General features: G+C 44.0%; 23 protein-coding genes and 1 pseudogene. 6 read left to right on the top strand and 18 right to left on the bottom strand.

The annotated features are described in order from the left end of the window. Positions 1–256 precede the first annotated feature (256 nt). Positions 257–1618: a tRNA 5-hydroxyuridine modification protein YegQ gene (gene yegQ, locus C1X04_RS12615; protein WP_217494970.1), complete on the top strand. Its 1362-nt coding sequence runs from the start codon at positions 257–259 to the stop codon at positions 1616–1618. Positions 1619–1628: 10 nt separating this feature from the next. Next, positions 1629–1886: a YfhL family 4Fe-4S dicluster ferredoxin gene (locus C1X04_RS12620; RefSeq protein ID WP_137170125.1), complete on the top strand. Its 258-nt coding sequence runs from the start codon at positions 1629–1631 to the stop codon at positions 1884–1886. A 13-nt stretch (positions 1887–1899) separates the two neighbouring features. Here C1X04_RS12620 and trxC read toward each other — a convergent pair whose 3' ends face one another. The 6 genes from trxC to C1X04_RS12650 all read right to left on the bottom strand — a co-directional run bounded on the left by trxC (position 1900) and on the right by C1X04_RS12650 (position 6672). After that, positions 1900–2346 carry a thioredoxin TrxC gene (trxC, locus tag C1X04_RS12625; protein WP_137170126.1) on the bottom strand — a complete coding sequence of 149 codons (447 nt, stop codon included), beginning with the start codon at positions 2344–2346 and terminating at the stop codon, positions 1900–1902. Between the two features lie 144 nt (positions 2347–2490). Beyond that, a complete protein-coding gene (locus C1X04_RS12630) occupies positions 2491–3180 on the bottom strand; it encodes a hypothetical protein (RefSeq protein ID WP_137170127.1) in 690 nt (229 codons plus the stop codon). A gap of 262 nt (positions 3181–3442) precedes the next feature. Continuing rightward, positions 3443–4978 carry a ParB-like protein gene (locus tag C1X04_RS18695; protein WP_254682262.1) on the bottom strand — a complete coding sequence of 512 codons (1536 nt, stop codon included), beginning with the start codon at positions 4976–4978 and terminating at the stop codon, positions 3443–3445. Positions 4979–5069: 91 nt separating this feature from the next. Then, positions 5070–5405, bottom strand: a complete 336-nt coding sequence (locus C1X04_RS12640) for an AzlD domain-containing protein (protein WP_137170128.1) — start codon at positions 5403–5405, stop codon at positions 5070–5072. A gap of 2 nt (positions 5406–5407) precedes the next feature. After that, the gene (locus C1X04_RS12645; protein WP_137170129.1) at positions 5408–6130 is read right to left on the bottom strand and encodes an AzlC family ABC transporter permease; all 723 of its coding nucleotides are present in this window, start codon (positions 6128–6130) and stop codon (positions 5408–5410) included. Beyond that, complete coding sequence (locus C1X04_RS12650) at positions 6127–6672, bottom strand: helix-turn-helix transcriptional regulator (protein ID WP_137170770.1); 546 nt, start codon at positions 6670–6672, stop codon at positions 6127–6129. Before C1X04_RS12650 ends, C1X04_RS12645 begins: the two co-directional genes overlap by 4 nt. Before the next feature lie 307 nt (positions 6673–6979). On the opposite strand from C1X04_RS12650, the gene C1X04_RS12655 reads away from it, so the two are divergent. After that, positions 6980–8470: a diguanylate cyclase gene (locus tag C1X04_RS12655; RefSeq protein WP_137170130.1), complete on the top strand. Its 1491-nt coding sequence runs from the start codon at positions 6980–6982 to the stop codon at positions 8468–8470. 74 nt (positions 8471–8544) lie between these two features. Here C1X04_RS12655 and C1X04_RS12660 read toward each other — a convergent pair. The 3 genes and pseudogenes from C1X04_RS12660 to C1X04_RS12670 form a co-directional block, all read right to left on the bottom strand. Further along, positions 8545–8739: pseudogene (locus C1X04_RS12660) on the bottom strand (dihydrofolate reductase); the annotation flags it as partial. Between the two features lie 77 nt (positions 8740–8816). Next, positions 8817–9365, bottom strand: a complete 549-nt coding sequence (locus C1X04_RS12665; RefSeq protein ID WP_137170131.1) for a DUF4145 domain-containing protein — start codon at positions 9363–9365, stop codon at positions 8817–8819. Between the two features lie 67 nt (positions 9366–9432). Continuing rightward, on the bottom strand, positions 9433–10347 hold the full coding sequence (locus C1X04_RS12670; protein WP_137170132.1) for a hypothetical protein: 915 nt from the start codon (positions 10345–10347) through the stop codon (positions 9433–9435). A 394-nt stretch (positions 10348–10741) separates the two neighbouring features. On the opposite strand from C1X04_RS12670, the gene C1X04_RS12675 reads away from it, so the two are divergent. Continuing rightward, positions 10742–11179, top strand: a complete 438-nt coding sequence (locus tag C1X04_RS12675) for a transposase (protein ID WP_137170133.1) — start codon at positions 10742–10744, stop codon at positions 11177–11179. A gap of 332 nt (positions 11180–11511) precedes the next feature. Here C1X04_RS12675 and C1X04_RS18895 read toward each other — a convergent pair whose 3' ends face one another. The 8 genes from C1X04_RS18895 to arfB all read right to left on the bottom strand — a co-directional run bounded on the left by C1X04_RS18895 (position 11512) and on the right by arfB (position 22136). Next, a complete protein-coding gene (locus C1X04_RS18895) occupies positions 11512–11760 on the bottom strand; it encodes a cysteine peptidase family C39 domain-containing protein (RefSeq protein ID WP_137170134.1) in 249 nt (82 codons plus the stop codon). A 1398-nt stretch (positions 11761–13158) separates the two neighbouring features. Further along, positions 13159–13599, bottom strand: coding sequence for a DNA-binding transcriptional regulator (locus tag C1X04_RS12690; RefSeq protein WP_137170136.1), 441 nt, complete (start codon positions 13597–13599; stop codon positions 13159–13161). Between the two features lie 1540 nt (positions 13600–15139). Then, positions 15140–16807, bottom strand: coding sequence for an amino acid ABC transporter ATP-binding/permease protein (locus C1X04_RS12695; RefSeq protein WP_137170137.1), 1668 nt, complete (start codon positions 16805–16807; stop codon positions 15140–15142). Further along, the gene (cydD, locus tag C1X04_RS12700; RefSeq protein ID WP_137170138.1) at positions 16767–18545 is read right to left on the bottom strand and encodes a thiol reductant ABC exporter subunit CydD; all 1779 of its coding nucleotides are present in this window, start codon (positions 18543–18545) and stop codon (positions 16767–16769) included. Before cydD ends, C1X04_RS12695 begins: the two co-directional genes overlap by 41 nt. Positions 18546–18550: 5 nt before the next feature. Continuing rightward, entirely contained in the window at positions 18551–18661 is a 111-nt protein-coding gene (gene cydX / locus C1X04_RS12705; RefSeq protein ID WP_110573853.1) for a cytochrome bd-I oxidase subunit CydX, read from the bottom strand. 62 nt (positions 18662–18723) lie between these two features. After that, positions 18724–19860 (bottom strand): cytochrome d ubiquinol oxidase subunit II, encoded by a 1137-nt coding sequence (gene cydB / locus C1X04_RS12710; RefSeq protein ID WP_137170139.1) that lies wholly within the window; start codon positions 19858–19860, stop codon positions 18724–18726. A 1-nt stretch (position 19861) separates the two neighbouring features. Further along, a complete protein-coding gene (locus C1X04_RS12715) occupies positions 19862–21436 on the bottom strand; it encodes a cytochrome ubiquinol oxidase subunit I (protein ID WP_137170140.1) in 1575 nt (524 codons plus the stop codon). Positions 21437–21722: 286 nt separating this feature from the next. Beyond that, on the bottom strand, positions 21723–22136 hold the full coding sequence (gene arfB, locus C1X04_RS12720; RefSeq protein ID WP_110573859.1) for an alternative ribosome rescue aminoacyl-tRNA hydrolase ArfB: 414 nt from the start codon (positions 22134–22136) through the stop codon (positions 21723–21725). A 140-nt stretch (positions 22137–22276) separates the two neighbouring features. Here arfB and hisA point away from each other — a divergent pair, with 140 nt between their 5' ends. Continuing rightward, on the top strand, positions 22277–23038 hold the full coding sequence (gene hisA, locus C1X04_RS12725) for a phosphoribosylformimino-5-aminoimidazole carboxamide ribotide isomerase (RefSeq protein WP_137170141.1): 762 nt from the start codon (positions 22277–22279) through the stop codon (positions 23036–23038). A gap of 113 nt (positions 23039–23151) precedes the next feature. Then, a complete protein-coding gene (locus C1X04_RS12730; protein ID WP_137170142.1) occupies positions 23152–23943 on the top strand; it encodes a hypothetical protein in 792 nt (263 codons plus the stop codon). Between the two features lie 87 nt (positions 23944–24030). Here the strand turns inward: C1X04_RS12730 and C1X04_RS12735 are convergent, their stop codons facing one another. Beyond that, positions 24031–24501 carry a hypothetical protein gene (locus C1X04_RS12735; RefSeq protein WP_137170143.1) on the bottom strand — a complete coding sequence of 157 codons (471 nt, stop codon included), beginning with the start codon at positions 24499–24501 and terminating at the stop codon, positions 24031–24033. Positions 24502–24509: the final 8 nt, after the last annotated feature.

Genomic DNA, 24509 nt, shown 5'->3' on the forward strand with positions numbered 1-24509 from the left:
GAAGGAACTAGAACGTGCCCTTAGCTCCCCCTGATAAGGGGAAGGAACTAGTACGTGCCCTTAGCTCCTCCCCCTGCTAAGGGGGAGGCTGGGAGGGGGTCTTGCTCGTTTGAGCAGCCCCAAACGCCCCAATACAGATAAGTATTTTGACCCAGATCAAAGACTCGCCATTTAAGCGATTAAACGCCCCTCTCCTCTCTTGAGTTGAACCATTGGCTAGGTAAACTCCGCCCGTTTTGATCTATCGGTGCACCTCATGTCTAAGCAACAAATCTTTAAGCCAGAATTGCTCTCTCCAGCTGGTTCATTAAAAAACCTTCGTTATGCCTTCGCCTATGGCGCAGACGCCGTTTACGCTGGACAACCACGTTACTCGCTGCGAGTGCGCAATAATGAATTTGATTTGGAAAAGCTGGGGATTGGCATTAATGAAGCCCATGAACTCGGCAAAAAGCTTTACGTGGTCAGTAACATTGCGCCTCACAACGCCAAACTAAAAACCTACTTGCAAGACTTAGCACCTGTCATTGATCTAAAGCCAGATGCGCTTATCATGTCTGATCCAGGCTTAATCATGATGGTTCGCGAAGCCTTCCCAGATCAAGCCATTCACCTCTCGGTACAGGCGAATGCGGTAAACTGGGCAACGGTGAAATTCTGGCAACAACAAGGTATTTCCCGCGTCATTTTGTCTCGTGAATTGTCCTTGGACGAGATAGAAGAAATCCGCCTAAAAGTGCCCGATATGGAATTGGAAGTCTTTGTGCATGGTGCGTTATGCATGGCGTATTCTGGTCGTTGTTTATTGTCTGGTTACATGAACAAGCGTGACCCAAACCAAGGCGCTTGCACCAATGCTTGTCGTTGGGAATACAATGCCCACGAAGCGACACAAGACGAAACAGGTCAGATCATTGCCAGCAGTAACGCTTCAGTGCAAATCCAAGAACCAACAGATCAGCTCTTTTTACTGCAAGAACGTGGTCGTCCAGACGAATACATGCCCGCGTTTGAAGACGAGCACGGCACTTACATCATGAACTCGAAAGACTTACGCGCCATTCAGCATGTAGAGCGCTTAGTCAAAATGGGCGTGCATTCATTGAAAATCGAAGGCCGTACCAAGTCCTTTTACTATTGCGCCAGAACCGCACAAATCTATCGCCAAGCCATTGATGACGCCGTGGCAGGCAAGCACTTTGATAAAGGTCTAATGAGCAGCTTAGAAAACCTCGCCAACCGAGGTTATACCGATGGTTTCTTACAACGCCATCGTCATGTGGATTTGCAAAATTATGAAACCGGTAACTCCATCAGCGAACAACAACAGTTTGTTGGTGAAGTCATCGCGAGCCATGATGACTCTCTCACTATCGAAGTGAAAAACCGCTTCAGTGTGGGTGATTCTTTAGAATTGATGACGCCGAAAGGCAATGTCACCTTTCAATTAAGCGAACTCAACGACAAACAAGGTCGCCCTATCGACGTTGCCAAAGGCAGCGGCCACGTGGTGTCTATCCCTTGCCCACAAGGCATCGATGCTTCTATGGGCATCCTGATGAGAAATCTATCGCAAGGACAGACTACACGCCAACCTCACGCTACTACGACGGCATAGAGGCAAGGCAATGGCACTATTAATCAACGACCGCTGCATAAACTGCGACATGTGCGAGCCCGAATGCCCGAACGAGGCCATCACCATGGGCGCGAAGATTTATGTCATTGACCCAGATAAATGCACAGAATGCGTTGGTCATTACGACCAACCCACCTGTGTTGCCGTCTGCCCGATCGACTGTGTCAAACCAGACCCAGACAGACGCGAAACCGAAGAAGCGTTATACGAGAAGTTTGTAGAAATGCACTTTGATACCAGCATTTAATGCCCTGCTTGCATCAAACCACCGGCAAGTTCTGCGCTAACCATTGTTGGAATTGTGCTTTTGGTAGCGCGCCGGATAAACGAGCCACTTCTTTGCCATGATGAAAGATCATTAGAGTCGGAATAGAACGAATATTATAACCCCCCGCCGTGGTTTGGTTGTGCTCAGTATCCAGCTTCAAGAAGCAAGCTTTTGTCGACATCTCGCTCGCGACTTGCTCGAAAATAGGCGCGAATTGCTGACACGGCCCACACCAAGACGCCCAAAAATCAACGACCACAGGTAAGTCATTGTCTGTGATGTAGCGTCTAAAATTATTATCACCGCCCATTATGGGCTGTGTTGAAAGAACGGGCTTTTTACACTTGCCACAAAGAGGTTTATTGCCAAGCTTGTCTTTCGGCACTCGGTTTTTTGTCCTGCAGCTTTGACAAACGATTTGGATAGGAGAACTGGTCATAGTAACCTCGTGATCAAGTACTTTTATTAACAAAGCTCGATTAAATCGAAATCCTGAAGAGTTGCCAACCTAGAAAAGCAAAAAGCGGATCACTTGATCCGCTTTTGTTGTCTTAGTTAGTCAGATTTAACTCTCGTCACTAAGCTATTCTTCCACATCCGCATGCGATTCCGCTTCGAAACTTTCCACCAGCTCGAAGTTCTCCATCCAAAAATAAGAACTCACCAAACTAAATTGTCGAGTTTTCCCTTCGTCCGCCACTTGTTTAAGCTGCCAAACAAGACCTGGCGCTTCAGGAAAGTCCGTGCCTTTGATTTGGTCTTCGTATAAACGATTGATCAGAGCATCGTCGCCCTGCCCATTGGCTAACAAGCGTACAACAGAAGCATGCAAGGACTCATCAAATATCGCCATGTCTTCAGCATGTCCCGCCGTGACGGTTATCGCAAGCTCAACGCCTGTTGGCTTCGCAAAGGTGCCATTGAAGGCTTCACGTAATAAACCATATGCATTGAAAAAGCGCTCATGAAGCAGGCAATCTGGGTATTCCTCCCAAGAACGATCATCCATCATGTCGTGACTGACTTGGTCTATTTTGCCTTCCGCCAGCTCTGGAAATAAATGCGTCATTACAGCCTTTGCTGCATCCGCAGGCTCAAGGTCATTAAGTGACATCATGCACATCTCGCGCAGCTCTGCGGCATCCATCTTCTCTACGTCATCCTCGAAATCCATAATGCTCAAAAGAGCACGATAATCTTCGTCAGACCACGCGTTTGGAATCTTGCTAATTTTCTTAAAGGAATCGATTTGAACGGAAAACGTAACTTGCATCTAGCACTCCTATTTGAACGCCACATTGCAGGGAATAACACTGATAGGCGTTTTAATTAGCCAATAAAAGACCTTAAAAAATGAACAGGTCGAATGACCAATGTACAGGGTATAGAAGCAAGATGATATGGGTGCTGCGAATGAATTTAGCAAAGATATTGATATAAACGTCAATAAAAAACCGTATAGTAGGTAGGCAAATTATCCGCGTAAGCGATTAAAAAAGCAGAGTATTGATCACACAATACTCTGCTTAGATAGATTAAAAATGCTCTTGTGCTGCTTTCAAAATAGCTTGAGCCGCTTTTTCATCGCCCCAACCACTTATCTCGATACCGCCATCCGCTCCTTTATAACTGGAGAACCAAGTCGCTAATAAATCGGTAACATTTGGATAATCCGCATTGAGTTGCTGTAAGCTCGTCACACCAGAAAATGGCGACTCATTCGTCAACACACCCACTAACTTATCATCCTGTTCACCATCATCGATCATCTTCATCACCGCAATCAGACGTACAGGAACCACTTCTCCACGCGGTACAGATTGACCCAAGATAATCACATCCAGTGGATCGCCATCACCACCAAACTCTTTAGGCAAGGCCGTACGAGGAATAGAACCATAGTTTGCCGGATAACCAAGGTAGTTAACGATACGCGGCTTGTTGTTTTTGTATTCCCAAATAATTTGGTTATCGTTGTCTTTGCTCAATTCCCATTTCGCCGATGTACCTGCTGGAATCTCTACAATGGCATTAATGTCACCATCTTGGCTAACGGCTGGGTAATCGTTATAACTCACATTCGCAGCGAGCGTGGTGGCATCCAACATTTTTAAAGTGGGTGCATGTTTTACCGATAAGTCATAGCTTAAGCCATTACCAGAAGCACTGGTTTTATAGCGCAGCATATAATCAACCTTACCGCCTTTCTTCAGTAGTTTATCCAGGCCTTTTTGCTTAAACTCGCTAAACTGCCCCATCTCTTTTACAGAATGATTAGAGCCACCAACGTTAGACATATTCATCGCTAAAATCGCGTTACTGGTTGCTTTAATGGCCGCGGCATAACCTTCCATCGAATTTAGATCAAACGTGTTTACATCTACTTTTTGGCGTAACTCTCTAGACCAATAAAATTCTAAAAATGGCACTGGGTTCTTTGGCTTATTCCAGCCAACATCGCGAGAAAAATACATCAAAGAACGATAACGATCGTTGGCAAAGTTATTAATACCAAGATGCTTAGGCAGCTGGTCTGCAACAATGGCCTCCCCTTTCGCACCATACAACCAAACATTGCCGTCTTCTTTCATTGCTTGCCAAAACTGCGCCATGTCTTTTAAGTCACTGTAGTCTTTCGCCACAACAACATTAACGCGGAAATCCGCACCGCCTTCTGGCATTTGATAAAACGCATTAAACGTATGGTGACCATCAGTCAGGTAATACTCTCCATTCGGCGCCACAACGATGGTTTTCATATCCTTCTTATTGCTGCCAACTTCCTCATCACACTGAAAGGAGGTCGGGATATTTGGGTGAGCTCTCTCAGCAACAGAAGCAACGCCTTTCTGCCCATTCGCTTCACATATTTCATCAAACATTTTTTTACGGTCAAATTGGAAACGACCCAACTTATACATTATCTGATCGTAGCCAACCGCTGGCTGCGTTGGGTGTAACTCGCTGAGCGTCACCGCAACCACCTCTCCTTGATGAACATCACTCGCGTAAACTGGCAGAGCAACCGTACATAAAACACATGTACTGGCTAAAAGCGCTTTAAAAGACATCACCATCTCCCATTTCTGGTTAAGAAAAACAGGCATCTTAAACCAGCAATGTGACAAACGAGTTTCGCAGCTCTTTTTTATTGAAAAAGAACTAAAACACCAAGGTCATCACACCAAATGCCACAACGCCACATAAAATGGGCAAGCCCATAGAGTGAGTACGCGTCCACACGCCATAGGTAACCAATACCCCAACGCCTGTCGCTAACCAAGCCAAAATGTCAGGGTGAGTCGGCACTAAAGAAGTACCAAACATGGCAGCAATCATCGTTGGGCCTAAAATGGTTAACCACGTCGGCATGGATCCGATGCCATCCTCTGTTTGTCTCTTCGCCAAGCTTCGCTTCATCCAAATGTACGGTAAAAGACGAATTAAATACGTGCCAATAGCAATGCTGACCAGCGCCAACCACATAGACATCCCCATGCTTACTGCCCTCCCAAAATACGTTGGTTTTTAAGTGCGTAAAACAGCACTGCACCGCTCATAGCCGCTAATGGAATAGCGACATTCGGGTAACCTAGCACCTTCAGAATAACTGCAGTCACAACAGACATCGCAATCGTGAGTGACCACAAGCGATTATTGCAACGAGGCACAATTAAAACGAAAAACAAAGCGGGCAATGCAAACGGTAAAACATCATTGATTAATGGCCAGCGTTGCGTCAATTCTCCCCCTGCAATCGCCCCCAATGCGGTACCTAAAACCCAACTTAGCCACGCCAACACCGCTGCGCCTGTATACCAACCTATGCGCGCCTGATCTGGAAGCTGCGGCAGACGGGCATGAGCCAGCGCAAAAATTTGATCTGTCAAACCATGCATTAATGGCAACCACTTCTTATCTTGGTTTAAATAAGGCGAGAGATTTGGCCCATAAACAACGTGCCGAGCATTAATCAACAGCGTCATAATGACCACCAGCCATAAAGGGGCCCCAGAAGCCGCCATAGCAACAAACAGAAACTGTGACGCACCAGCGTAAATAAAGGCTGAAATGAGAATAGTCTCTAATACGCTAAAGCCAGACTGAACGGAAATCAGACCAAATGAAATGGCTACTGGGATATAACCACCCAGTAGTGGAATCGCGTCTTTAACACCCTGCTTCCAAGGTGCTCCTGCAAGGGTTTGTGTCGCTGTACTCATAATAAAACATCCTGTTTAGCGTCATGCGGTTTGGAATAGGTAATGACCATCATCAAGGTTGCCCATGAATCGCCCGTTTGATAACTGTGTTCAACGTCGGCCGCAAACGTATGCGCCTTGCCGATCTCTAACTGGCGCAAGTCATTACTTTCCCCCGCCAACAACTCACCACTGATTAAAGTAATGGTTTCGGTCGTCCCAGCAATATGCGGCTCTGATTGCTTAATCGTGTGTGGTGCACAAGACATCCAATACACATCAACCCGAGGGTCGTCCTCACCTTGATCAATCAATCGTACCTGGACACCATTTTCACCCAAGGTCGACTCCAAACTGGCAACCAAATCCCCAAACGGGACATCCAGCTGCACCGCCAAACGCCAAATCGTCTCGATAGTTGGATTACCCTCACCTTGCTCGATGCGAGACAAATTCGACTTCGCCAGCCCAGCATCCAGCGCCAGCTGAGACAAAGACAGCCCCTTTGCCATACGCATTTTTTGTATATTTCGACCCAACGAGCCGAGAATGGGTTTATTCATCATGCTTCTCAAATTGTTCTTTATATAGAACGTTCTATATAAAGAACGAATGAAAGTCAATGAAATTTTAGAGAATGGAATTTTTTAAGACGGAGAATCAAAGGATAAATCTATGTCTGTTCGTAGAGCTTTTCGTGTTCTTAAGGCTTAGCCTATCTGGGTTTAACTTTACTCTGACCCTAATAATCTCACATTTAGAACGATTAGCATTTCTAGGATGGTCAATGAGGGATCATTGAATTAGTATAAGAAACAGTAATTCAATGCTCATATCTTGGCCCGCAAACGCCTTATTAATAGGGATATTATGAAGAGAAGCTCATTTTCGACTAGAAGCTTGTTCTCAGGTTTGTATCTGCTTCTACTCAGTATGACTGGGATAGTATATGGACAAGATATATTAACCCCCGAAGAGCGACAGTGGTTGGCGGATCAACCTGTTATTCACTTTGCTCCTGCACCCAACTATCCGCCAGTTGAATTTTTCAATGAGAAGAATGAATACCAAGGCATTACTGCGGATTTTATTCGAATAATTGATCAACAATTTAATTTTGGTCTCAAGCTGGAGATAGTGCAGCTGGAAGACTGGAGTGAAGTTGTCGCCCAAGCACGCTCGCGCAAAGTCGATATGTGGGGCGCTGCGGAAAAAACGCCAGAGCGTAGCAAATATATGCAGTTTACTCGGCCCTATATACGGCTACCGGCAGTCATCATCGTTCGCAATGAATTCGTAGGAGAAGGCATCGCAGCGCTCGAAGGCAAAAAAGTCGCCGGCATTCGGGATTACGCCTCTTATGAACACCTACAAGAACATTACCCTCAACTGGATACAATAGCAGTCCCTGATGTCGAGACAGGTCTGCGCATGGTGTCTTATGGATCAGCGGATGCGATCGTCGCTTCTAATGCGGCGGCTATTTACTATATTGAGAAGAATGGCCTAACCAATCTTAAAGTGATAGGCGAGTCCGGCTTTGAATGGAATTTACGTTTCGCAGTACGAGACGATTGGGCACCCTTGTTGTCCATCATGCAAAAAGGCTTAGACAGTATTACGGCACAGCAGAAGCGTGATATCTATCGATATTGGATCAACTTAGACTCAACCGATAATTGGTCCTTCGCGAAAGACTATCAGTTTATCGCCACTGTGATTGTTAGCGTAGTGTTTCTATTGGCTTTAATTGGTTGGGCGATACGAAGAAGAGCCCGCTTGAAATTTCAGCGACTAACGCAACGTATTGAAGAACAAAAAAAGATAGAAAAAGAACTCAAAAAACTCGCCACGACCGATGCGTTAACGGGTACTTATAATCGCCGTGCTATTTTGGAAAAGGCGCAAATCGGTTATCAAAAGTGCCTGAATGAAGGGTTGCCCTTTAGCGTATTGATGATTGATATTGATAATTTTAAGCAAGTTAACGATCAATACGGTCACGAGATAGGAGATAGAGTAATCAAGACCGTGGTCGATGTCTGCACTAACATATTGAGTGCCAAAAACATCGGGCATATCGGCCGTTTTGGTGGAGAAGAGTTTGTGATTATCCTCCCAATGATAGACCAAAAAGAGTCACATTTAGTGGCTGAACAGCTTAGGGAAAGTGTCGAAAAAGAGTCGATCCAATGTACTGAAAACACTTTGCACTTCGCAACAGTCAGCATTGGCTTGGCGTCTTTAGAAGACTCTGAAACGTTTGATGAACTACTAAACAACGCTGACCTGGCTATGTATCAAGCTAAGAAAGCCGGCCGTAATCGCACCGCCATTTGGCACGAGAAAGTCTGTGGATAATCACCTGATTCCATTTTTACTACCAAACGCCAGACCCTATTAAAGGCATTTTAAAAAGGGTCTGATTTTAACTCAGAGCGAGTAATTACCGCATGTTTTCTATTTGTGAGCTTCCCCATAGACTCAAAAGTCTTTCTACCAACAATTAACCATTGATTATATGTCATAGCTTTAAACAGCAACTGCTCACCTTTAACAGACCAAGGTATATCTAAGCCTGAGCCTATTACACCATTTTCAGAAACTGCTGCGATTAACGATAATTTCATACGACTCCAGTGAGGGTCAACGCCCGCGTAATGAGCGTGAATTTACGAGCATCCTAGTTGACGCGTTTGTTAAATGTTTAGTCTGTGGGGATCTGTGCAGGGAACTCGTAGATGAACTTCAGAAGCATTTCTACAAATGAGATTAGTTCTTCTGCCATTTCCTTAGTCATTACAACAATTTCATGTGTTGCTTCGTTGCCTCTTTTACGGATGTGATCAACCCACCCTCTCCCATTCGGAGGTACGAATCCATTATTTGCGAGATATTCAACATAATGGAAAAAATTCTTCCCTTCCTCTGCACCTTGCGAGACAGCAATATTCATTAGAAGCTTTCTACAAGAAAGTACAGATGATGTATATGCCTGAATCGAAACACAGCTTCTAGCTTCTTTGTATAACTGTTCAACAGATTCTGGCAAATGCTTAACTTCATTTCCCGGTGCTACCTGAGGTACTTGAATTCCTGTATCGAAAAAAGTCGGTTTTTCACAGTGCGGACAAATTCTGATTCTTTGTCGTGAGCGCTGATCTAGGTATCCTCTCGCAGAGGCTACGCCATGACCACAAAAGCCACACTGGTACGATCGTGATTCTACATCTCTTGATTGATACCAATCTGCCATATTTACTCCTTACATTTAACGCCCGCGTAATAGGCGCGAGTTAGCGAACGTCTAATTGACGCGTTTGTTATATTTTTCCCCACATGAAATGCTGTGAGGCTATAAATGCTATGCTTCCAGCATAAATGGAATATGCTATGCCATCAGAAATTTGCGCTGACTCAATCCCGTGAAAGTCAGGAAAGTAAAATTCACGATATCGTCCGATGTCACCCTTGACTCTATAAAACTTTTGGCCAAGACTGGGAATATCTCTGATGTCAAACATTTCTAGCGCGTTCTCTTTGATAGCTTCCTCTAGTTTTTCTTCTAGCTTCTGCAGTTGTTCTCGTTTAATTTCATGTAATTTCCGATATTCATCAAGGTAAGCCAAGGTATCATTGAAAAGGCTAGACTCCTCACTACTTGGAATTCTTGTGTAAATTTCTCTTACACTATCCCAGAAAATAGTCGAAGAATTAATTTTTTCTTCAGGTGATTGCGGTGGACGTTCTTTTTTGAGAAATGAAAATATCGATTTTTCTGGTTCTGTTTTTTCATAACGACGAACGTCATCTTTTATATATTTGAGAGATCTAATTCTATCTGTAAGATTTAGACTGGTCTTATAAGTTAGCTCTTGGTCGTATGCTTCCCTCACCAGAGTTATAGCCTTGTGAAAACAATGCCGCAAGTAAGGATGGCCACTACTTCCATTATCATATTTATCAAAACACTCGCCGATACTTCTGCTTGCAACTAGTGCAGGATATGCGAGTTCCTTTGTGATCATTTCAAACTGGCGATTAACATCGCTAAGTAGCAGTACGTACTTCTGACTTGCTTCAGTCAGCGCGACATTTGATGACAGCCTCAAATGTTCTTCAGATATTTTCTGCATTTGTGCAGATGTCGATTGCGATGATTTAACTGAGTGCCTATACGCCAAAAACGCAACAATTAAACTACAGATAGCAATCAGATCTGATGTCTCTACTTCCACGTTAACTCCTAACCATGAGAAAAATATAACAATTAAGGGTTATACGGCAGCGTAGCTGCGGTTATAACCCACTGTTGAACGGCTGCGTTGTCTATATAGGGGGTTTGCTTTTTTCATGGTAGGACTTCCCTGTTATATAACTCGCTAAATACCAGCGTCTGTCTGGACTATGCCGCTTCAGATCGTCTTTGATCACCGTTATATTGATTCTTCATTTGCTCTTTTGTAGCGCGATTTGACCCTCGAGGCAAGCGATTCCCTCAGGCCTTATGATCTGGTCCGCTTTCAAAGGCGGATTACAGTCGTGCCTCCCTCATCGCAATGGTATGGACTCCTCCCCAATTCAGCGAAATTCCGATAAATTGAGAGGCGACCAAACCAAAGGAGCCATACCATGAATAATAATACGACAATCTGTATCGATTTAGCGAAAGAAGTTTTCCAAGTTGCTGTCTTCAATCAAGCCGGTAAAGCTAAGTTAAATAAAGAAGTAACAGCGAAAAAGATGTGTCTCATCATTGCTCAATATCCAAATGCAGCGATCTATAAGGAAGCGTGTGGCTCAGCACATCATTGGGCTAGGCGCCTTACATCATCAGGTCATAAAGTCGACCTTATTCCTCCACACCTTGCGGCAAAATACCGAGAGGGTAATAAGAATAATAAAAATGATGCCATTAGTATTTATGAGGCGAGTAGAAGCCAGCAGTTACACTGCGTTCAGATCCGTACATTAGAGCAGCAAGATATTACTACGTTACATAAATTCCGCGAAGGCTATAAAAAAACTAGCGAGCCGTCTTCGAGGTTTTGGCCGCGAGTATGGCGTTAATTTTGCCTTAGGCATCAATAAGCTTCTTAAACAAGTGCCTATGGCGCTTGAGGATGCTGAAAATGAAATGACGGTTGTTGCACGCAGAGCAATATTTAGACTGTTAGAACAACTTAGACATGTGATCATGCTGATGAAAGAGGTGTCTGATGAAAGAGGTGTCTGATGAGATCGAAGCAATAGCAAAGCAAATAGATGCCTGCTAACGATTGGTTCAATTACCCGGTATTGGCTGGCTTGGAGCCAGCATGATGTATGCTAAGTGCGGTTCGGCTGAGTGCTTCAGGCGCGGCCGAGATGCCAGTGCCAAATTTTTAATGATTCCCGGTAATTTATAGCCAAGATAGCAAGGTCTGGAAGTTCCTTAATTGATTTAAATTTTCTTCGATACCCTCCAATTTCAAGGCGAAAAGACTTCCCAAGTTTTTTAAGTTGCTTGCCGAAGTATATAACCCATAATATTCATCTAAATTTAGAATATCTATCGCAACTTCCTTCACAATACTATATTTTGTATCAGTTAACATTGCTATGCACGCAATCCCACACCCACTAGAATCTTCTTGAATAACCCTTTTCATATTCCCTCTAAAGCAAATAGTCCCTAATCATGGGTTAAAAATAATAATGAGAATTATCAAAAATTTTTAGTACTAACTTATTAGCGCTTAGTATGTACATTACAACCTAGCTTTTACCATCTCTGTAATAGTGTATGCAAAAAACACTAAAAATATTGAATTTAAAACAATCATAACTTGTAAAAATGCATGGACTATTTTCGACTCCTTATTTTTAGTTAATTTTATACACATATCCATGCAAGTAGAACCGATAGTATATGCAACCAATAACATTGAGATCCAGTAAACAACACCTATTAATTGTGAATCTAATTTTTCTTTTGATATATTCAATACTGCACACACACTTAACCAACCCAACCATTTAAACCACAATTCAGTTAATTGAAAGCTGACTGACTTATTATATATTTCCATTAGCTAAAAACTCACTTATAAAAAATATTTTAAAAGAATGCATATCTTACTCTAATCTATAAATCATTATCACTGAGCAATGAGTATTTATTAATTTCTACTAAAAGACTTACTTAATTCCTACCAGTGCAAAACGTAATATTAACTTTTATTTTCCAGAGGATGATCTCAAAAAAGAAATTTTTCCTTTCTGAATAAAGACGAAGCTGCAATAGCATAACCATCACTGATTAGCATGAATATTTTTTCTATCTACCGCTTCGAGGCTTATAATTGAATCATGGCCTACCAACCTTGTACTGCCATCGGTTCTCTCAACACGATATGATTTCGGTGTCATTTTGATACATTTAACGCAGTTTTCATACTCAATTTCATAACGACCTGTTGAGAATACAACATTGTACGTTTTACCTATTACCACTTTAAAACCTCCTAAAGTCTAGATTTCACAACTATATCAGATTCTATAAATAGAAAATTTTATCCCTGTAACTGTGCTAACTGACACCAATTACAAAATTTAACAATTATTCACCACTGAATTCATAACATTTCAAAAACCAATATTACAAAGCTACATTCGGAACCGTTGGTAAGAAGCCAATTTACGTACTATCTGTAATTGAACAATAAATTGGAATTATCAAGACTTTATAGTCTTTATAATTCTAGATGTGCATCGTTTTGTGAATATTTTCAGAAAAATACAAAAGTGAAAGGGAGTAAAAAGCGTTTGAATGGAAAATGAATTCCGCGTCGGGCTGAAGCCGCGACTTACCATAGAAAATGAAAGCTCCGCTTTCAGCGGCACATCACGCTGCGCTCATGATGCCCTACCCTAGACAATGCGAGATGGATTCCCACCTTCGCGGGCGCTTGCCCCCTTGTGGGGAATGACTTGCTTTCAGACTTTATGGCGTGTCTGAACCTGTAGCAGAAAGTGCTTTAGAAATACTCAAATTCCACTAAGTCTAGCTATACCGCAACTCCCCAGTGATTATCGACTTCTTCCAACAATATTTCCTTTGCAGCTTGCTGGGCTTCGGCATCAGAAAGTAGGTCAAGAAAGTAGCTAACGGAGTTGGTTTTTTCTAGTTTTTCCATGAATAGAGATCGAAGTGCAGCATCTGTTGTTCGAGGAATATCTGACTGACCTTTTTCGTAACGTGCTATCGTTTGTTCTGATACACCAAAGCGGTGTCCGAGCATTTTTTGCGATAGATTCAGCTCTATGCGTAAAAACTTAAATTCCGCCGGACGAAGTGGCGTATGGCTGTCTGCTATTGTTTGCGCGATGGCGACGTGCAAGTTATTCATATCATCGATGCTGGTGTAGTCTTCACCGTCTATATGTTCAATGGTAAAACCGTTTTTTAGATAGACGTTTGGTAAACCACATTCTGTATAGTGATACATCGTTTTACTCCTAATGAACCCAAACCAATGTTAAGACTATGACATTGCTTTCTCTCATACCCGAACCATAACATATCAATTTGATAGGTTGCTTGTTTTTTATCAAGAACCCTCAACCATTAACTCTGGGGTCAAAGCCCCTAGACCATAAGAGCTTGATTCCCGCCTTCGCGGGCGTTTGTCCCCTTGTGGGGAATGACGGTGCTTAACCCTGCTCCGCTCTAGAAGTCCGTTCGACGCGACGAAGTTGCGCGACCTTATGGAGTTTCAAAGTCATTGTTTGAAGACCTATCTCCCATCAAATTAACAATCCATGCCTTACGATAAAAATCGTGTTGCCAGAAATAATCTTAATTAAAATAAATGAAACGTTTGGGCGATAGCCCGATAAAGCGAATTTTTGGTAACTTTTGTGTCGCTAGACAAAAGTTACCCGCTCAGCAGAGCGGAAAAAAGATCGGGAATACAAAGCGTTTGAATGGAAACCAAAGAAGAGAACAACCCCACCCTAACCCTCCCTTGGAAGACATAAGGGGAGGGAATTTAATACCCAAGAAGTCAGTTCGACGCAATCCTGATTGCGCGACTTTATGGAGTTTCAGGGTCATTGTTTGAAGATCCATCTCCCAGCAAATAAACAATCTATGCCTTACGGTAAAAGTCGTGTTGCTAAACAGATATTAAAAAACATAAATGAGACGTTGGGCGATAGCCCGATAAAGCGACCTTTTGGTAACTTTTGTGTCGCTAGACAAAAGTTACCCGCTCAGCAGAGCGGAAAAAAGATCGGGAATACAAAGCGTTTGAATGGAAACCAAAGAAGAGAACAACCCCACCCTAACCCTCCCCTTGGAAGACATAAGGGGAGGGAATTTAATACACAAGAAGTCAGTTCGACGCGACGAAGTTGCGCGACCTTATGGAGTATCAGAGTCATTGTTTGAGGATCTATCTCCCACCAACTTAACAATCCATGCCTTACGATAAAAATCGTGTTGCTAAACGCTACCTTAAACAAAGTGAATGAGACGTTTGGGCGATAGCCCGATAAAGCGACCTTTTGGTTACTTTTGTGTCGCTAGACAAAAGTTACCCGCTCAGCAGAGCGGAATAAAGGTCGGGAATACAAAGCGTTTGAATGGAAACCAAAGAAGAGAACAACCCCACCCTAACCCTCCCCTTGGAAGACATAAGGGGAGGGAATTTAATACCCAAGAAGTCAGTTCGACGCGACGAAGTTGCGCGACTTTATGGAGTTTCAGGGTCATTGTTTGAAGACCTATCTCCCACCAACTTAACAATCCATGCCTTACGGGAAAAATCGTGTTGCCAGAAATAATCTTAATCAAAATAAATGAGACGTTTGGGCGATAGCCCGATAAAGAGACTTTTTGGTTACTTTTGTGGATCTGGACAAAAGTTACCCGCTCAGCAGAGCGGAATAAAGGTCGGGAATACAAAGCGTTTGAATGGAAACCAAAGAAGAGAACAACCCCACCCTAACCCTCCCCTTGGAAGACATAAGGGGAGGGAAAAAAAGCTACAGCTCTATGGTTCTTGAGTTATCGCCGAGGCGACTCCCAACGTGACTAACGAGGATTAGGATATCTGGTTTGTAGTCGTTTTGAAGCGAGTGACAAATAGTTTCTATGGTGGCTTTGTCTAGTCCGTCGAATGGTTCGTCTAGCAACAAGACTGGGGACTTTCTGAGTAATAGGCGAGCTAACGCGAGGCGTTTACGCTGTCCACCGGAAAGGTTGCGGCCTTGTGCGCTGAGTAAGGTTTCTAAGCCGTTTGGTAGGCTGCGTGCCCAATCACCCAAAGCCACGGCGTCTAAAACCGCCCAGAGTTCGTCGTCGCTGGCGTTGGTTTTACCAAGCAATAAGTTGGCAGCGATGCTCTGTTGGAAAACATAAGGCGCTTGCGGCAAGTAGCTTAACTTGGCTTGGTAAGATGGGTTGCAGTAGATCTGGTGTTTTTCATTATTAATAAAGGCGTCGCCAGAAGATAAACAATCACCCGCGATAGAGGCAAGTAATGTGGATTTTCCTGAGCCACTTGTGCCTCGAATCCAAACAAATTCACCATGGTTCACTTTAATGTCTGTAGCTGGGCTGCCCAGACCACTAGGAGCATGATAACCGCGCCATTGTTTGAATAGCAGCTGCTCGATCTGTGGGATCGGCTTTTCTACGATTGCTTCAGGTTGATGATGAAGTTGGTTGAGTCGACGTAAGCCAACTTGTGACTGTCCCTGTGCAACAAAAGATTGTACCAGTGGCAAGACCAGTTCATTGATGGCTAATATGGAAAGCACAAAGCCCACAATCCAAGTGCCCTGCACTGTGGTTATTAATGTCCATTTCCCTGTTTCAACATTAAAGCTGCTAACCAAATAAATACAGCTTACCAGTAACAAAATAGTGACAATGTAAGACAACAAACGCCCCAAACTTACGGCTTGCTGAATACGTATTTCCATACGACGCTGGCGTTCATCCAATTCGCCTAGGCGTTGCGCGTAATCTTCCCAGTGTCCACGGATGGTCAGAGTTATCAAAGCAGAAAACAAGCTGATAAAACGACTGCGCCGATGTACGCCTAATATTTGCCCAACGTGCACCTCGTGGCTCGCAAAGCGACCACACACATAAGGCACGACCAAAACATGCAACAAGGCAGCAATAGATAACGGCCACAAAAGTACAGGCGAAATAAAGTAAGCAAAAATAGAGACGGCTACATAAGCCAATAACGCATAAACCCAAGGTAAAAAGACGACTAAAGGCCAACGAATAATTTGATCAAGGTCGCTGACTAAGCGCTGTAGCAAATCCCCTCGGCTTTGTTGATGCAGGTTCGAAGCGTCTTTAGCCACGCGCTGATCCCAAACCCAAAGGCGCAAAATCCGCAGTAATCCCAATAAGTGGTTGTGTGCGGTAACCTGTTCACCATAACGCCCTGCGGTTCTTAGAATCGCAAGCCCTCGAACAATGGCGCCGGGGGTGAGGTAGTTAAAGAAGATTCCCACGCCCATGGCGGTTGCCAACCCAGCAGCGGAAATAAACCAACCCGAAAGCCCTAATAACCCAACGCCCGCTAAGGTCGCGGCGATGCCGGTTAACAGGGGAATAACAAAGCCCCAAGGGTTTGCTAATAAAAGGCGCTTAAGCGATAGCTTGGCGGTTTTCTTTACGTGACTGCTCATGCAAACCTCCTTTTGTTAGCGTCCAATGTTTGTCAGCCCATAAAATCGGGTGAGTATCGTGGCTGACGATCAATAATGTTTTTCCTTTGGATGCGGTTTTAACAGTATTGAGTACCGCTTGTGCTGTGTCGTTATCCAAACCGGAACAAGGTTCATCGAGCAGCCACATATCGGCTTTTGACAATAAAGCTCGGGCAATAGAAAGACGCTGCATTTGCCCACCTGACAGTCCCTCGCCTAGCTCGGTTAGTGTCGTTTCTAGCCCTGCTGGTAGCGCTTGAATAAAGTCATCACATTGGCTTTCTCGCAGTGCTGCATTTATCTCGTCTTCGCTCGGGGTTTGAATCCCGAGCAATAAATTACGACGAATGCTGCCGTTTACCCATTCAGGCGTTTGTGGCAACCAAGCAAGTTTGGCTCGCCAAGAGGCGAGATCCAGTTCACTAAACGGCAAGTTATTGATAAGAAACGTCCCTTCGTAGCTGTCTTCAAACCCTAATAAGAGGTGCAGCAAACTGGATTTACCAACACCTGATTCACCACTTAACCAGACCCGTTCCCCTTGGCGAATGGTCCCGGTAATTGGTGCAAGTCGATAACGTCCCTCTTCACACCAGCTTAGGTTTTCAAACTGTATGGATGTCAGTTGATCAGCGATGGCAGAATTTTTCGCTTGCGTGGTACAAGAAGATTCACTTTGTTGCGAAGCAGCGTTATGCAAAGGCGCGTCTAAAATTTCTAATAAGTCTGTCGCGGCGGCTTCGGCTTTTTGTTTCGCATGGTAGTCATTACCAAGCTGACGTAGCGGCAAATAAAATTCCGGCGCAAGCAACAAAAGAAACATAGCTTGCGTCAAGGTAACGGGGGAGCTGCCCACTTGCCATGGTAAGACTTCTAATAAGCCAAGCCCTAAATACAAGGCAATCATGGCAATGGATAAGGACGCGAAAAGCTCTAGTGTCGCAGTCGATAAAAACGCCAATACCAGCACGCCCATAGTGGTTTTCTGATAAGCACTCGCGCTGCTGGATAATCTATCGCGCGCTTCATCGGTTCTATTCAGGCGTTTTAATTCAGACAAGCCTTGGCTTAAGTCCATGAATTGATTAGACAACATGGCCAGTACATTAAACTGACGACGGTTGGCTTGTGCTGCTTTGTGGCCCACAAAGATCATGAAGATAATGACCAATGGGGCTGTCATCATGAAAACAAAGAACGCGATCCATGAAATAGACACAACGGAAAGCAGGATCACACAAGGAATGAGGGTCACCATAAACACTTGAGGTTTATAGCGACTAAAGAAATCGTCTAACGCGTCTACTTGTTCGTAAACACGAGTAGAGAGTGCCGCATCTTCTTCTATTCTGAGGCGCGCTGGCCCAAGGTTTGTAAGGTGCGACACCAATTTACTGCGCAAGCCATAACGAATATCACGACTTGCGCTCGTGCAAATACGTTCTCGGCCAAAGTTCGCCAAGGCGCGTATTAATAGAGCAAATAAACCAATAACGAAAAGAGAAAGAGAAAAAGACTGGTGCAACGCCATGTCTGAAAACACATTAGCGAATGCCCAAGCCTGAAGCACCAAAGACACGGCAAACAACACACCAAAGCCTTGAGCAAGACGGTACTTTGATGACTGCTGATTCGCTAACTGGCCTAAAAACACGGTTTCCGGTGTTTTAATTCGACCAGTTCGACGGGCCTTTTGTGTTCCCTTTTCTCGCGTCATAAAGCTTACTTCTGCTCCTCTTCACCTTCGTAGCCGCTAAATTCTAACCATACGGCATTAACAATACCGAACGAACAGGCTAACAACACGCCTAGAACCCAAGCAAAATACCACATAACTTATTCCTCTATTTATTGCTAGAAGACAGAGTTCAAAGCTCTATCTTCTATATCAATGACTAGTAAAGTGAATGATTGTTTTCTTCGATGTGCTTCTTAGTCAGACGACCATACATCACAAAGTAGTTCCATAACGTGTAACCCAGAACAATCGGTACGAAGATACAAGCCACCACAAACATGATCATCATGGTGTTTTCACTTGAAGTCGCATCCCACATGGTCAAACTCATGTTTGGAAAACTTGAAGACGGCATCAAGAATGGGAACATTGACCCACCCGCTGTAACAATAATGCCAGCAATGCCCAGTGATGAACTCAAGAAAGACAAAGCGCCTTTTCTCATAACACTCGCCACAGCAGCCACTAACATACCAGCAATACCAACAATCGGAGCCAACATAAGGGCAGGCACTTTGTCGTAGTTTGCTAACCATGCGCCAGGTTGAACTTCTGCTGTTTTCATCAAAGGTGTTATCACTGCGTTGCCATCGACAGCGCTGGTTAAGACATAACCATCAATACCGTAAGCCAACCACACACCCGCTAAGATGAACAACACAGCCGCTAACGCACCAGTAATGGCAGTGATACGGCTGGCTTTTTCCAGCAAGGCATCGTCTGTTTTCATTTGTAACCAAGCACCGCCTTGCGTCATTAGCATTAGCAAGCTTACCAAACCACAAAGAATCGCAAATGGGTTTAGCAGAGCAAAGAAAGAACCGGTGTAAGTGGCACGCATATATTGATCAAATTCGAATGGCACGCCTTGTAATAAGTTACCAAACGCTACACCGAAAATGATTGGCGGAACCGCTGAACCAAAAGTGATCCCCCAGTCCCAGCTTGTACGCCATTTGGTATTTTCTAGTTTTGAACGGTAGTCAAAACCAATTGGGCGAAAGAATAGCGCCGCCAAAACCAACAACATAGCAAAGTAGAAACCAGAGAACGCTGTCGCATACACCACAGGCCAAGCAGCAAATAACGCACCGCCCGCGGTAATAAACCAAACTTGGTTGCCGTCCCAGTGAGGGGCAATCGAGTTGATCATAATACGGCGTTCTGAATCCGTACCACCGATCACTTTCAACAAGCTACCAACGCCCATGTCAAAACCGTCTGTCACGGAGAAGCCAATCAGTAGAACACCGATCAACACCCACCAAATCACTTTTAATAATTCGTAATCCATCTTACACCCCTTGTTTTAGCTGAGCCGTTTCTTGTTCAAGTGCGTAACGTCCAGTATGCAAGCTAGAAGGGCCTTGTTTCGCAAAGCGAATCATTAAGTACATCTCAGCAATTAGGAACGCTGTGTAAAGAAGCCCGAAGCCTGCAAGGCTGATCCAGATCTCTGTTGCTGTTAAGCTAGAGACCGCAACATGAACCGGTAATATTTCACCAATAGCCCAAGGCTGACGACCGTATTCCGCAACAAACCAACCTGCTTCATTGGCAATCCAAGGAAGTGGCAAACAGATTACGATAAATTTCAGGAACAAACGGCTTTGACCAATGCGACGACGCGCGTTTTGGTAAAAAGCAGCAGCGAAGACAAACAGCATTACGAAGCCACAGCCGACCATGATGCGGAATGCAAAGAACAATGGCGCAACCTGCGGAATAGAGTATTCAACCGCTTGATCGATCTCTTCAGATGTCACTTTGTTCATGTCTTCGTTGAATGCTGTTACCAACAAACCGTAACCAAGATCGTCTTTTACTTTGTCGAAGTTTTCTTTCACTAATGGATCGGTAGAACCATTACGTAGCTTTTCAAGCAGCTGGTTTGCATAAATACCATTGATAATACGTTGGCGGTTATGCTCTTTCAGCTCTTTGATACCTTCTACTTCTTTGTCTAGAGAACGGGTCGCAATCAAGCCCATTAGACCAGGAATCTTGATGGCAAATTCGGTTTCTTGAAGCTCTTGGTTTGGGAAGCCGATCAGCGTGAAGTCAGCAGGCGCAGCCTGTGTTTCCCACTCTGCTTCTACCGCAGCCAATTTTACTTTTTGCACTTCACCAAGCTCGTAACCAGACTCGTCACCTAGCAAGATAACACTTAGGATAGACGCCAAACCAAACGCAGAAGCGATGGCGAAAGAGCGACGAGCAAACGCAAGGTCACGGCCTTTCAATAAGTAGTAGCTTGAAATAACAAGAACAAAAATCGCCCCTGTTGTGTAGCCTGCTGATACTGTGTGAACAAATTTTACTTGGGCAACTGGGTTAAACAGCAAAGCACCGAAGTCCACCAATTCCATTCTCATGGTTTCGTAGTTGAACTCAGACCCTACTGGGTTCTGCATCCAACCATTGGCAATCAAGATCCACAAAGCTGATAAGTTAGAACCTAGCGCAACACCCCAAGTCACCATTAAATGCTTCACTTTACTCAGGCGATCCCAGCCAAAGAAAAATAAACCAACCAATGTGGACTCAAGGAAGAAAGCCATCAAGCCTTCAATGGCCAAAGGCGCGCCAAAAATATCACCAACATAATGAGAGTAGTAAGACCAGTTTGTTCCGAACTGGAACTCCATTGTCAAACCCGTTGTTACACCCAGCGCAAAGTTAATACCAAATAACTTTCCCCAGAACTTCACCATGTCTTTGTAGACTTGCTTACCAGTAATTACATAGACAGACTCCATGATTGCCAATAAGAACGCCATCCCTAGTGTTAAAGGGACAAACAAATAGTGGTACAGAGCAGTGAAAGCAAACTGAAATCGCGATAAATCCACTACAGCTTCGTTAATCATATAGCTTCAACCCATTCATTTGATTGAGAAAAAAAGGCGATCGCAGACACTTTGCTTTACGCGGTGCTCTTATTATCCAACGCCCACCGAAGCCTCAAAAAATTTCAAGGCTTACTATAAGGCCAGATTATGAGTGCTGTTTTGATTTGAAACATTGCGTTAGATCAAGATAAAGAGAGTGAAAGGAATAAGTAGTAAAAAAGATGACAAAAACAAAAAAATGACAAATTTGGAGTAACGAAAACACGAAAGGCAGAGGCATTATTGCAGTCAAGCGACCAAGTAATTAATCCCAATTACTGCGTCGCAAGCTTTTGATCTGGCCTTTTTGCTTTTTCTGATCCACACGCTTTTTCTGTGAAGAGCGTGTTGGCTTGGTCGGTCTACGTGCTTTTTGTACACGAACCGCTTCAAGAATAAGCGCTTTAAGTCTTGCTAACGCGTCTTCTCGATTCAACTCCTGAGTGCGGTGTTGTTGTGCCTTAAGCACAATATCGCCCTCTTTCGTTAATCGAGAGTCGTTTAATGCCAACAAACGCTCTTTATAAAATTCAGGCAGCGACGATGCCGCCACATTAAATCTTAGATGGATAGCGGAAGAGACTTTATTGACGTTTTGACCACCAGCCCCTTGTGCTCGGATAGCGGTTAATTCTATTTCGTGATCTGGGATGGCAACGGCGCGAGTGATTTGCAGCATAAGATTGCTTAATTCTATCTAAATATCTATTTTAATCGCCCATTGTAACAGGCTTAAGAAGTGTTTGCTTTGGCGCATCGTTTCTCTGTACATTATCGGTTACAATCGCTGACTAATTTGAGACCTAATAGGAGTTTTTTGTGACCCAGTTCCGTCCTTGTATCGATCTACACCAAGGCAAGGTTAAGCAAATCATAGGAGGCAGTCTGAATGACAAAGGCGCCACTGAAAACTTTATCAGCGAATTTAACGCCGAACATTATGCCCTCATGTACAAAGAACATAACTTACTTGGCGGCCATGTTATTGCTTTAGGCAAAGGCAACCAAGAAGAAGCGCTGAGCGCATTACGTGCCTACCCGAACGGTTTACAATTTGGCGGAGGCGTTACCAGCAGTAATGCAGCAAGCTATCTAGAAGCTGGCGCTTCTCACGTTATTGTTACCTCGTATTTGTTTGAAAATGGTGAGTTCTCCTGGGACCGACTAGATAAAATCAAACGCGAAACGGGTACAGATAGACTGGTTTTAGATTTAAGCTGCCGCCGCACTAAAGACGGCTGGTACATTGCCACAGATCGCTGGCAAACAATTACGTCTACTCAAGTAAACCATGAAAACCTCATTGAATTAGCCAATCATTGTGACGAATTTCTGATTCACGCAGCCGACGTAGAAGGTTTGCAAGCGGGCATTGACGAAGATTTGGTTCGACTGCTTGGTCAAGGCTGCCCGGTGGCCGTGACCTACGCTGGCGGGGCTCGCTCTTTATCTGACCTTAAACGGGTCAGTGAATTGTCCTCAGGAAAAGTTGATTTGACCATTGGTAGTGCCTTGGATATTTTTGGCGGACAAGGCGTTACACTGGACGAATGCATCCTGTGGAATCAATCTCAGCAATAAACTCACGTAAGAGGCAAGTATTTTGCTTGTCTCTTACGCTTTTCTCGACATAACCCCCGCCATACCTCATACTTAGTGGCCTATTTTTTCGCCTTTAATCTCAGGATTAGTTAATGCTTATACTTCGTTCTGGCCTTTTACTTGCAGTGCTCTTACTTAGTGCCTGCTCGATGCCAATTTTACAAGATTTACCGTCCTCCAAAACAGAGAATGTCGAACCAAGCGCACCCAACAACACGCCGGTAGACTCTGCGCAATCTACAGATGACGCACCTATTTCATCGACGGCTGACAATACATCAAGCGAAAGCACATCAACCCCAGTTAATAAGGTGAGTGCGACTGATAATTTGACTCAGCAGCTTAGAACCCAACAAGCATTGGCTAAAGCCAATTATGCTGAGCTAACCAATCGCATGGGGAAAGCACCACAATTGCCAAGCATAGGTAATGTGAGCGGCTTGTCTTATCAACAGATAAATGACGCAACCCAACAGCTGCGATCTTATGTGAGCAAAACGAACTCTACCCTAGCGTCTTTGAATGCACGTGTTGAAGATCGCCAAAAAGTGGCCTTAAACGGAGATATCATTCGGATTTTCTTATCTGAAGCGACCGTTAGCCATGATAACCAATCATTTAAAGCTCAACCTTTGGTCGGTCAATGGATTCGAGGGGAAAGCAGAGCCATTCGTTTAAAAGACAATATTTTGTTTGAGGCTCCAAAATCAGAAGACCTGAACATCACCTTCTCTGAAACCTATCAGTTGATCGTTAATAACAAGGTTATTGCGACAATCAATCCTAACAGAGAGAAGAATGATGCGAACTTTACCGTTCCTACCCATGACAACAAAGGCTCAATAGTTGGCAAGCTAGACTTTAGAGTGGTAGAGGACGAATAGACGATCTATCTAAAAAAATGGCCTAACTGTCACCACAGTTAGGCCATTTTTCGTTGGGCGGCATGCAATGCCATCACCAGCACTCGACTAAATTACCTTAGCATTGCTTCGCCATTGCTTCACCGTATCCAATCCCCTACGTAAATAGACCAAATAGTCTGCGATAACATTGGCAAAGACCTTGTCACCTAGTTGTCGTAGCAATACCTCAATTCTTTTTAGACTCCGCTCGTTTATCACCATCACAAGACTCAGGAGGTTCTGTCCTGTCGCCGCACCAAGTGCTGTCAAATACTCACGGCTGATATGACCCGCCTCTTGGGTCATCATCTTTGAGTCTTCCAGCACATTACCAACAAAAGACAGCAAGCGATCAGCCAAGCGGCGAAACAAATAAGACAGCTTTTTAAAGCCATGCTTATCAATCGTGTTATCAACCCGTTCTGACAACGTCGCGTTGGCAAAAAAACCATCAAAACACATAGAGATCATGTCATAAATCAACCCTGTGTCTTTATCAGACAGTGACCTTGTCGCTAAATCTCTATTGTTTATCACTATTGGCT

Source organism: Marinomonas sp. FW-1 (assembly GCF_005222245.1).
GTDB lineage: Bacteria > Pseudomonadota > Gammaproteobacteria > Pseudomonadales > Marinomonadaceae > Marinomonas > Marinomonas alcarazii.

Coding starts and splice junctions, on each gene's coding strand:
- yegQ (WP_217494970.1), top strand. CDS start 257: ATGTCTAAGCAACAAATCTTTAAGCCAGAATTGCTCTCTCCAGCTGGT.
- C1X04_RS12620 (WP_137170125.1), top strand. CDS start 1,629: ATGGCACTATTAATCAACGACCGCTGCATAAACTGCGACATGTGCGAG.
- trxC (WP_137170126.1), bottom strand. CDS start 2,346: ATGACCAGTTCTCCTATCCAAATCGTTTGTCAAAGCTGCAGGACAAAA.
- C1X04_RS12630 (WP_137170127.1), bottom strand. CDS start 3,180: ATGCAAGTTACGTTTTCCGTTCAAATCGATTCCTTTAAGAAAATTAGC.
- C1X04_RS18695 (WP_254682262.1), bottom strand. CDS start 4,978: ATGTCTTTTAAAGCGCTTTTAGCCAGTACATGTGTTTTATGTACGGTT.
- C1X04_RS12640 (WP_137170128.1), bottom strand. CDS start 5,405: ATGGGGATGTCTATGTGGTTGGCGCTGGTCAGCATTGCTATTGGCACG.
- C1X04_RS12645 (WP_137170129.1), bottom strand. CDS start 6,130: ATGAGTACAGCGACACAAACCCTTGCAGGAGCACCTTGGAAGCAGGGT.
- C1X04_RS12650 (WP_137170770.1), bottom strand. CDS start 6,672: ATGAATAAACCCATTCTCGGCTCGTTGGGTCGAAATATACAAAAAATG.
- C1X04_RS12655 (WP_137170130.1), top strand. CDS start 6,980: ATGAAGAGAAGCTCATTTTCGACTAGAAGCTTGTTCTCAGGTTTGTAT.
- C1X04_RS12665 (WP_137170131.1), bottom strand. CDS start 9,365: ATGGCAGATTGGTATCAATCAAGAGATGTAGAATCACGATCGTACCAG.
- C1X04_RS12675 (WP_137170133.1), top strand. CDS start 10,742: ATGAATAATAATACGACAATCTGTATCGATTTAGCGAAAGAAGTTTTC.
- C1X04_RS18895 (WP_137170134.1), bottom strand. CDS start 11,760: ATGAAAAGGGTTATTCAAGAAGATTCTAGTGGGTGTGGGATTGCGTGC.
- C1X04_RS12690 (WP_137170136.1), bottom strand. CDS start 13,599: ATGTATCACTATACAGAATGTGGTTTACCAAACGTCTATCTAAAAAAC.
- C1X04_RS12695 (WP_137170137.1), bottom strand. CDS start 16,807: ATGAGCAGTCACGTAAAGAAAACCGCCAAGCTATCGCTTAAGCGCCTT.
- cydD (WP_137170138.1), bottom strand. CDS start 18,545: ATGACGCGAGAAAAGGGAACACAAAAGGCCCGTCGAACTGGTCGAATT.
- cydX (WP_110573853.1), bottom strand. CDS start 18,661: ATGTGGTATTTTGCTTGGGTTCTAGGCGTGTTGTTAGCCTGTTCGTTC.
- cydB (WP_137170139.1), bottom strand. CDS start 19,860: ATGGATTACGAATTATTAAAAGTGATTTGGTGGGTGTTGATCGGTGTT.
- C1X04_RS12715 (WP_137170140.1), bottom strand. CDS start 21,436: ATGATTAACGAAGCTGTAGTGGATTTATCGCGATTTCAGTTTGCTTTC.
- arfB (WP_110573859.1), bottom strand. CDS start 22,136: ATGCTGCAAATCACTCGCGCCGTTGCCATCCCAGATCACGAAATAGAA.
- C1X04_RS12730 (WP_137170142.1), top strand. CDS start 23,152: ATGCTTATACTTCGTTCTGGCCTTTTACTTGCAGTGCTCTTACTTAGT.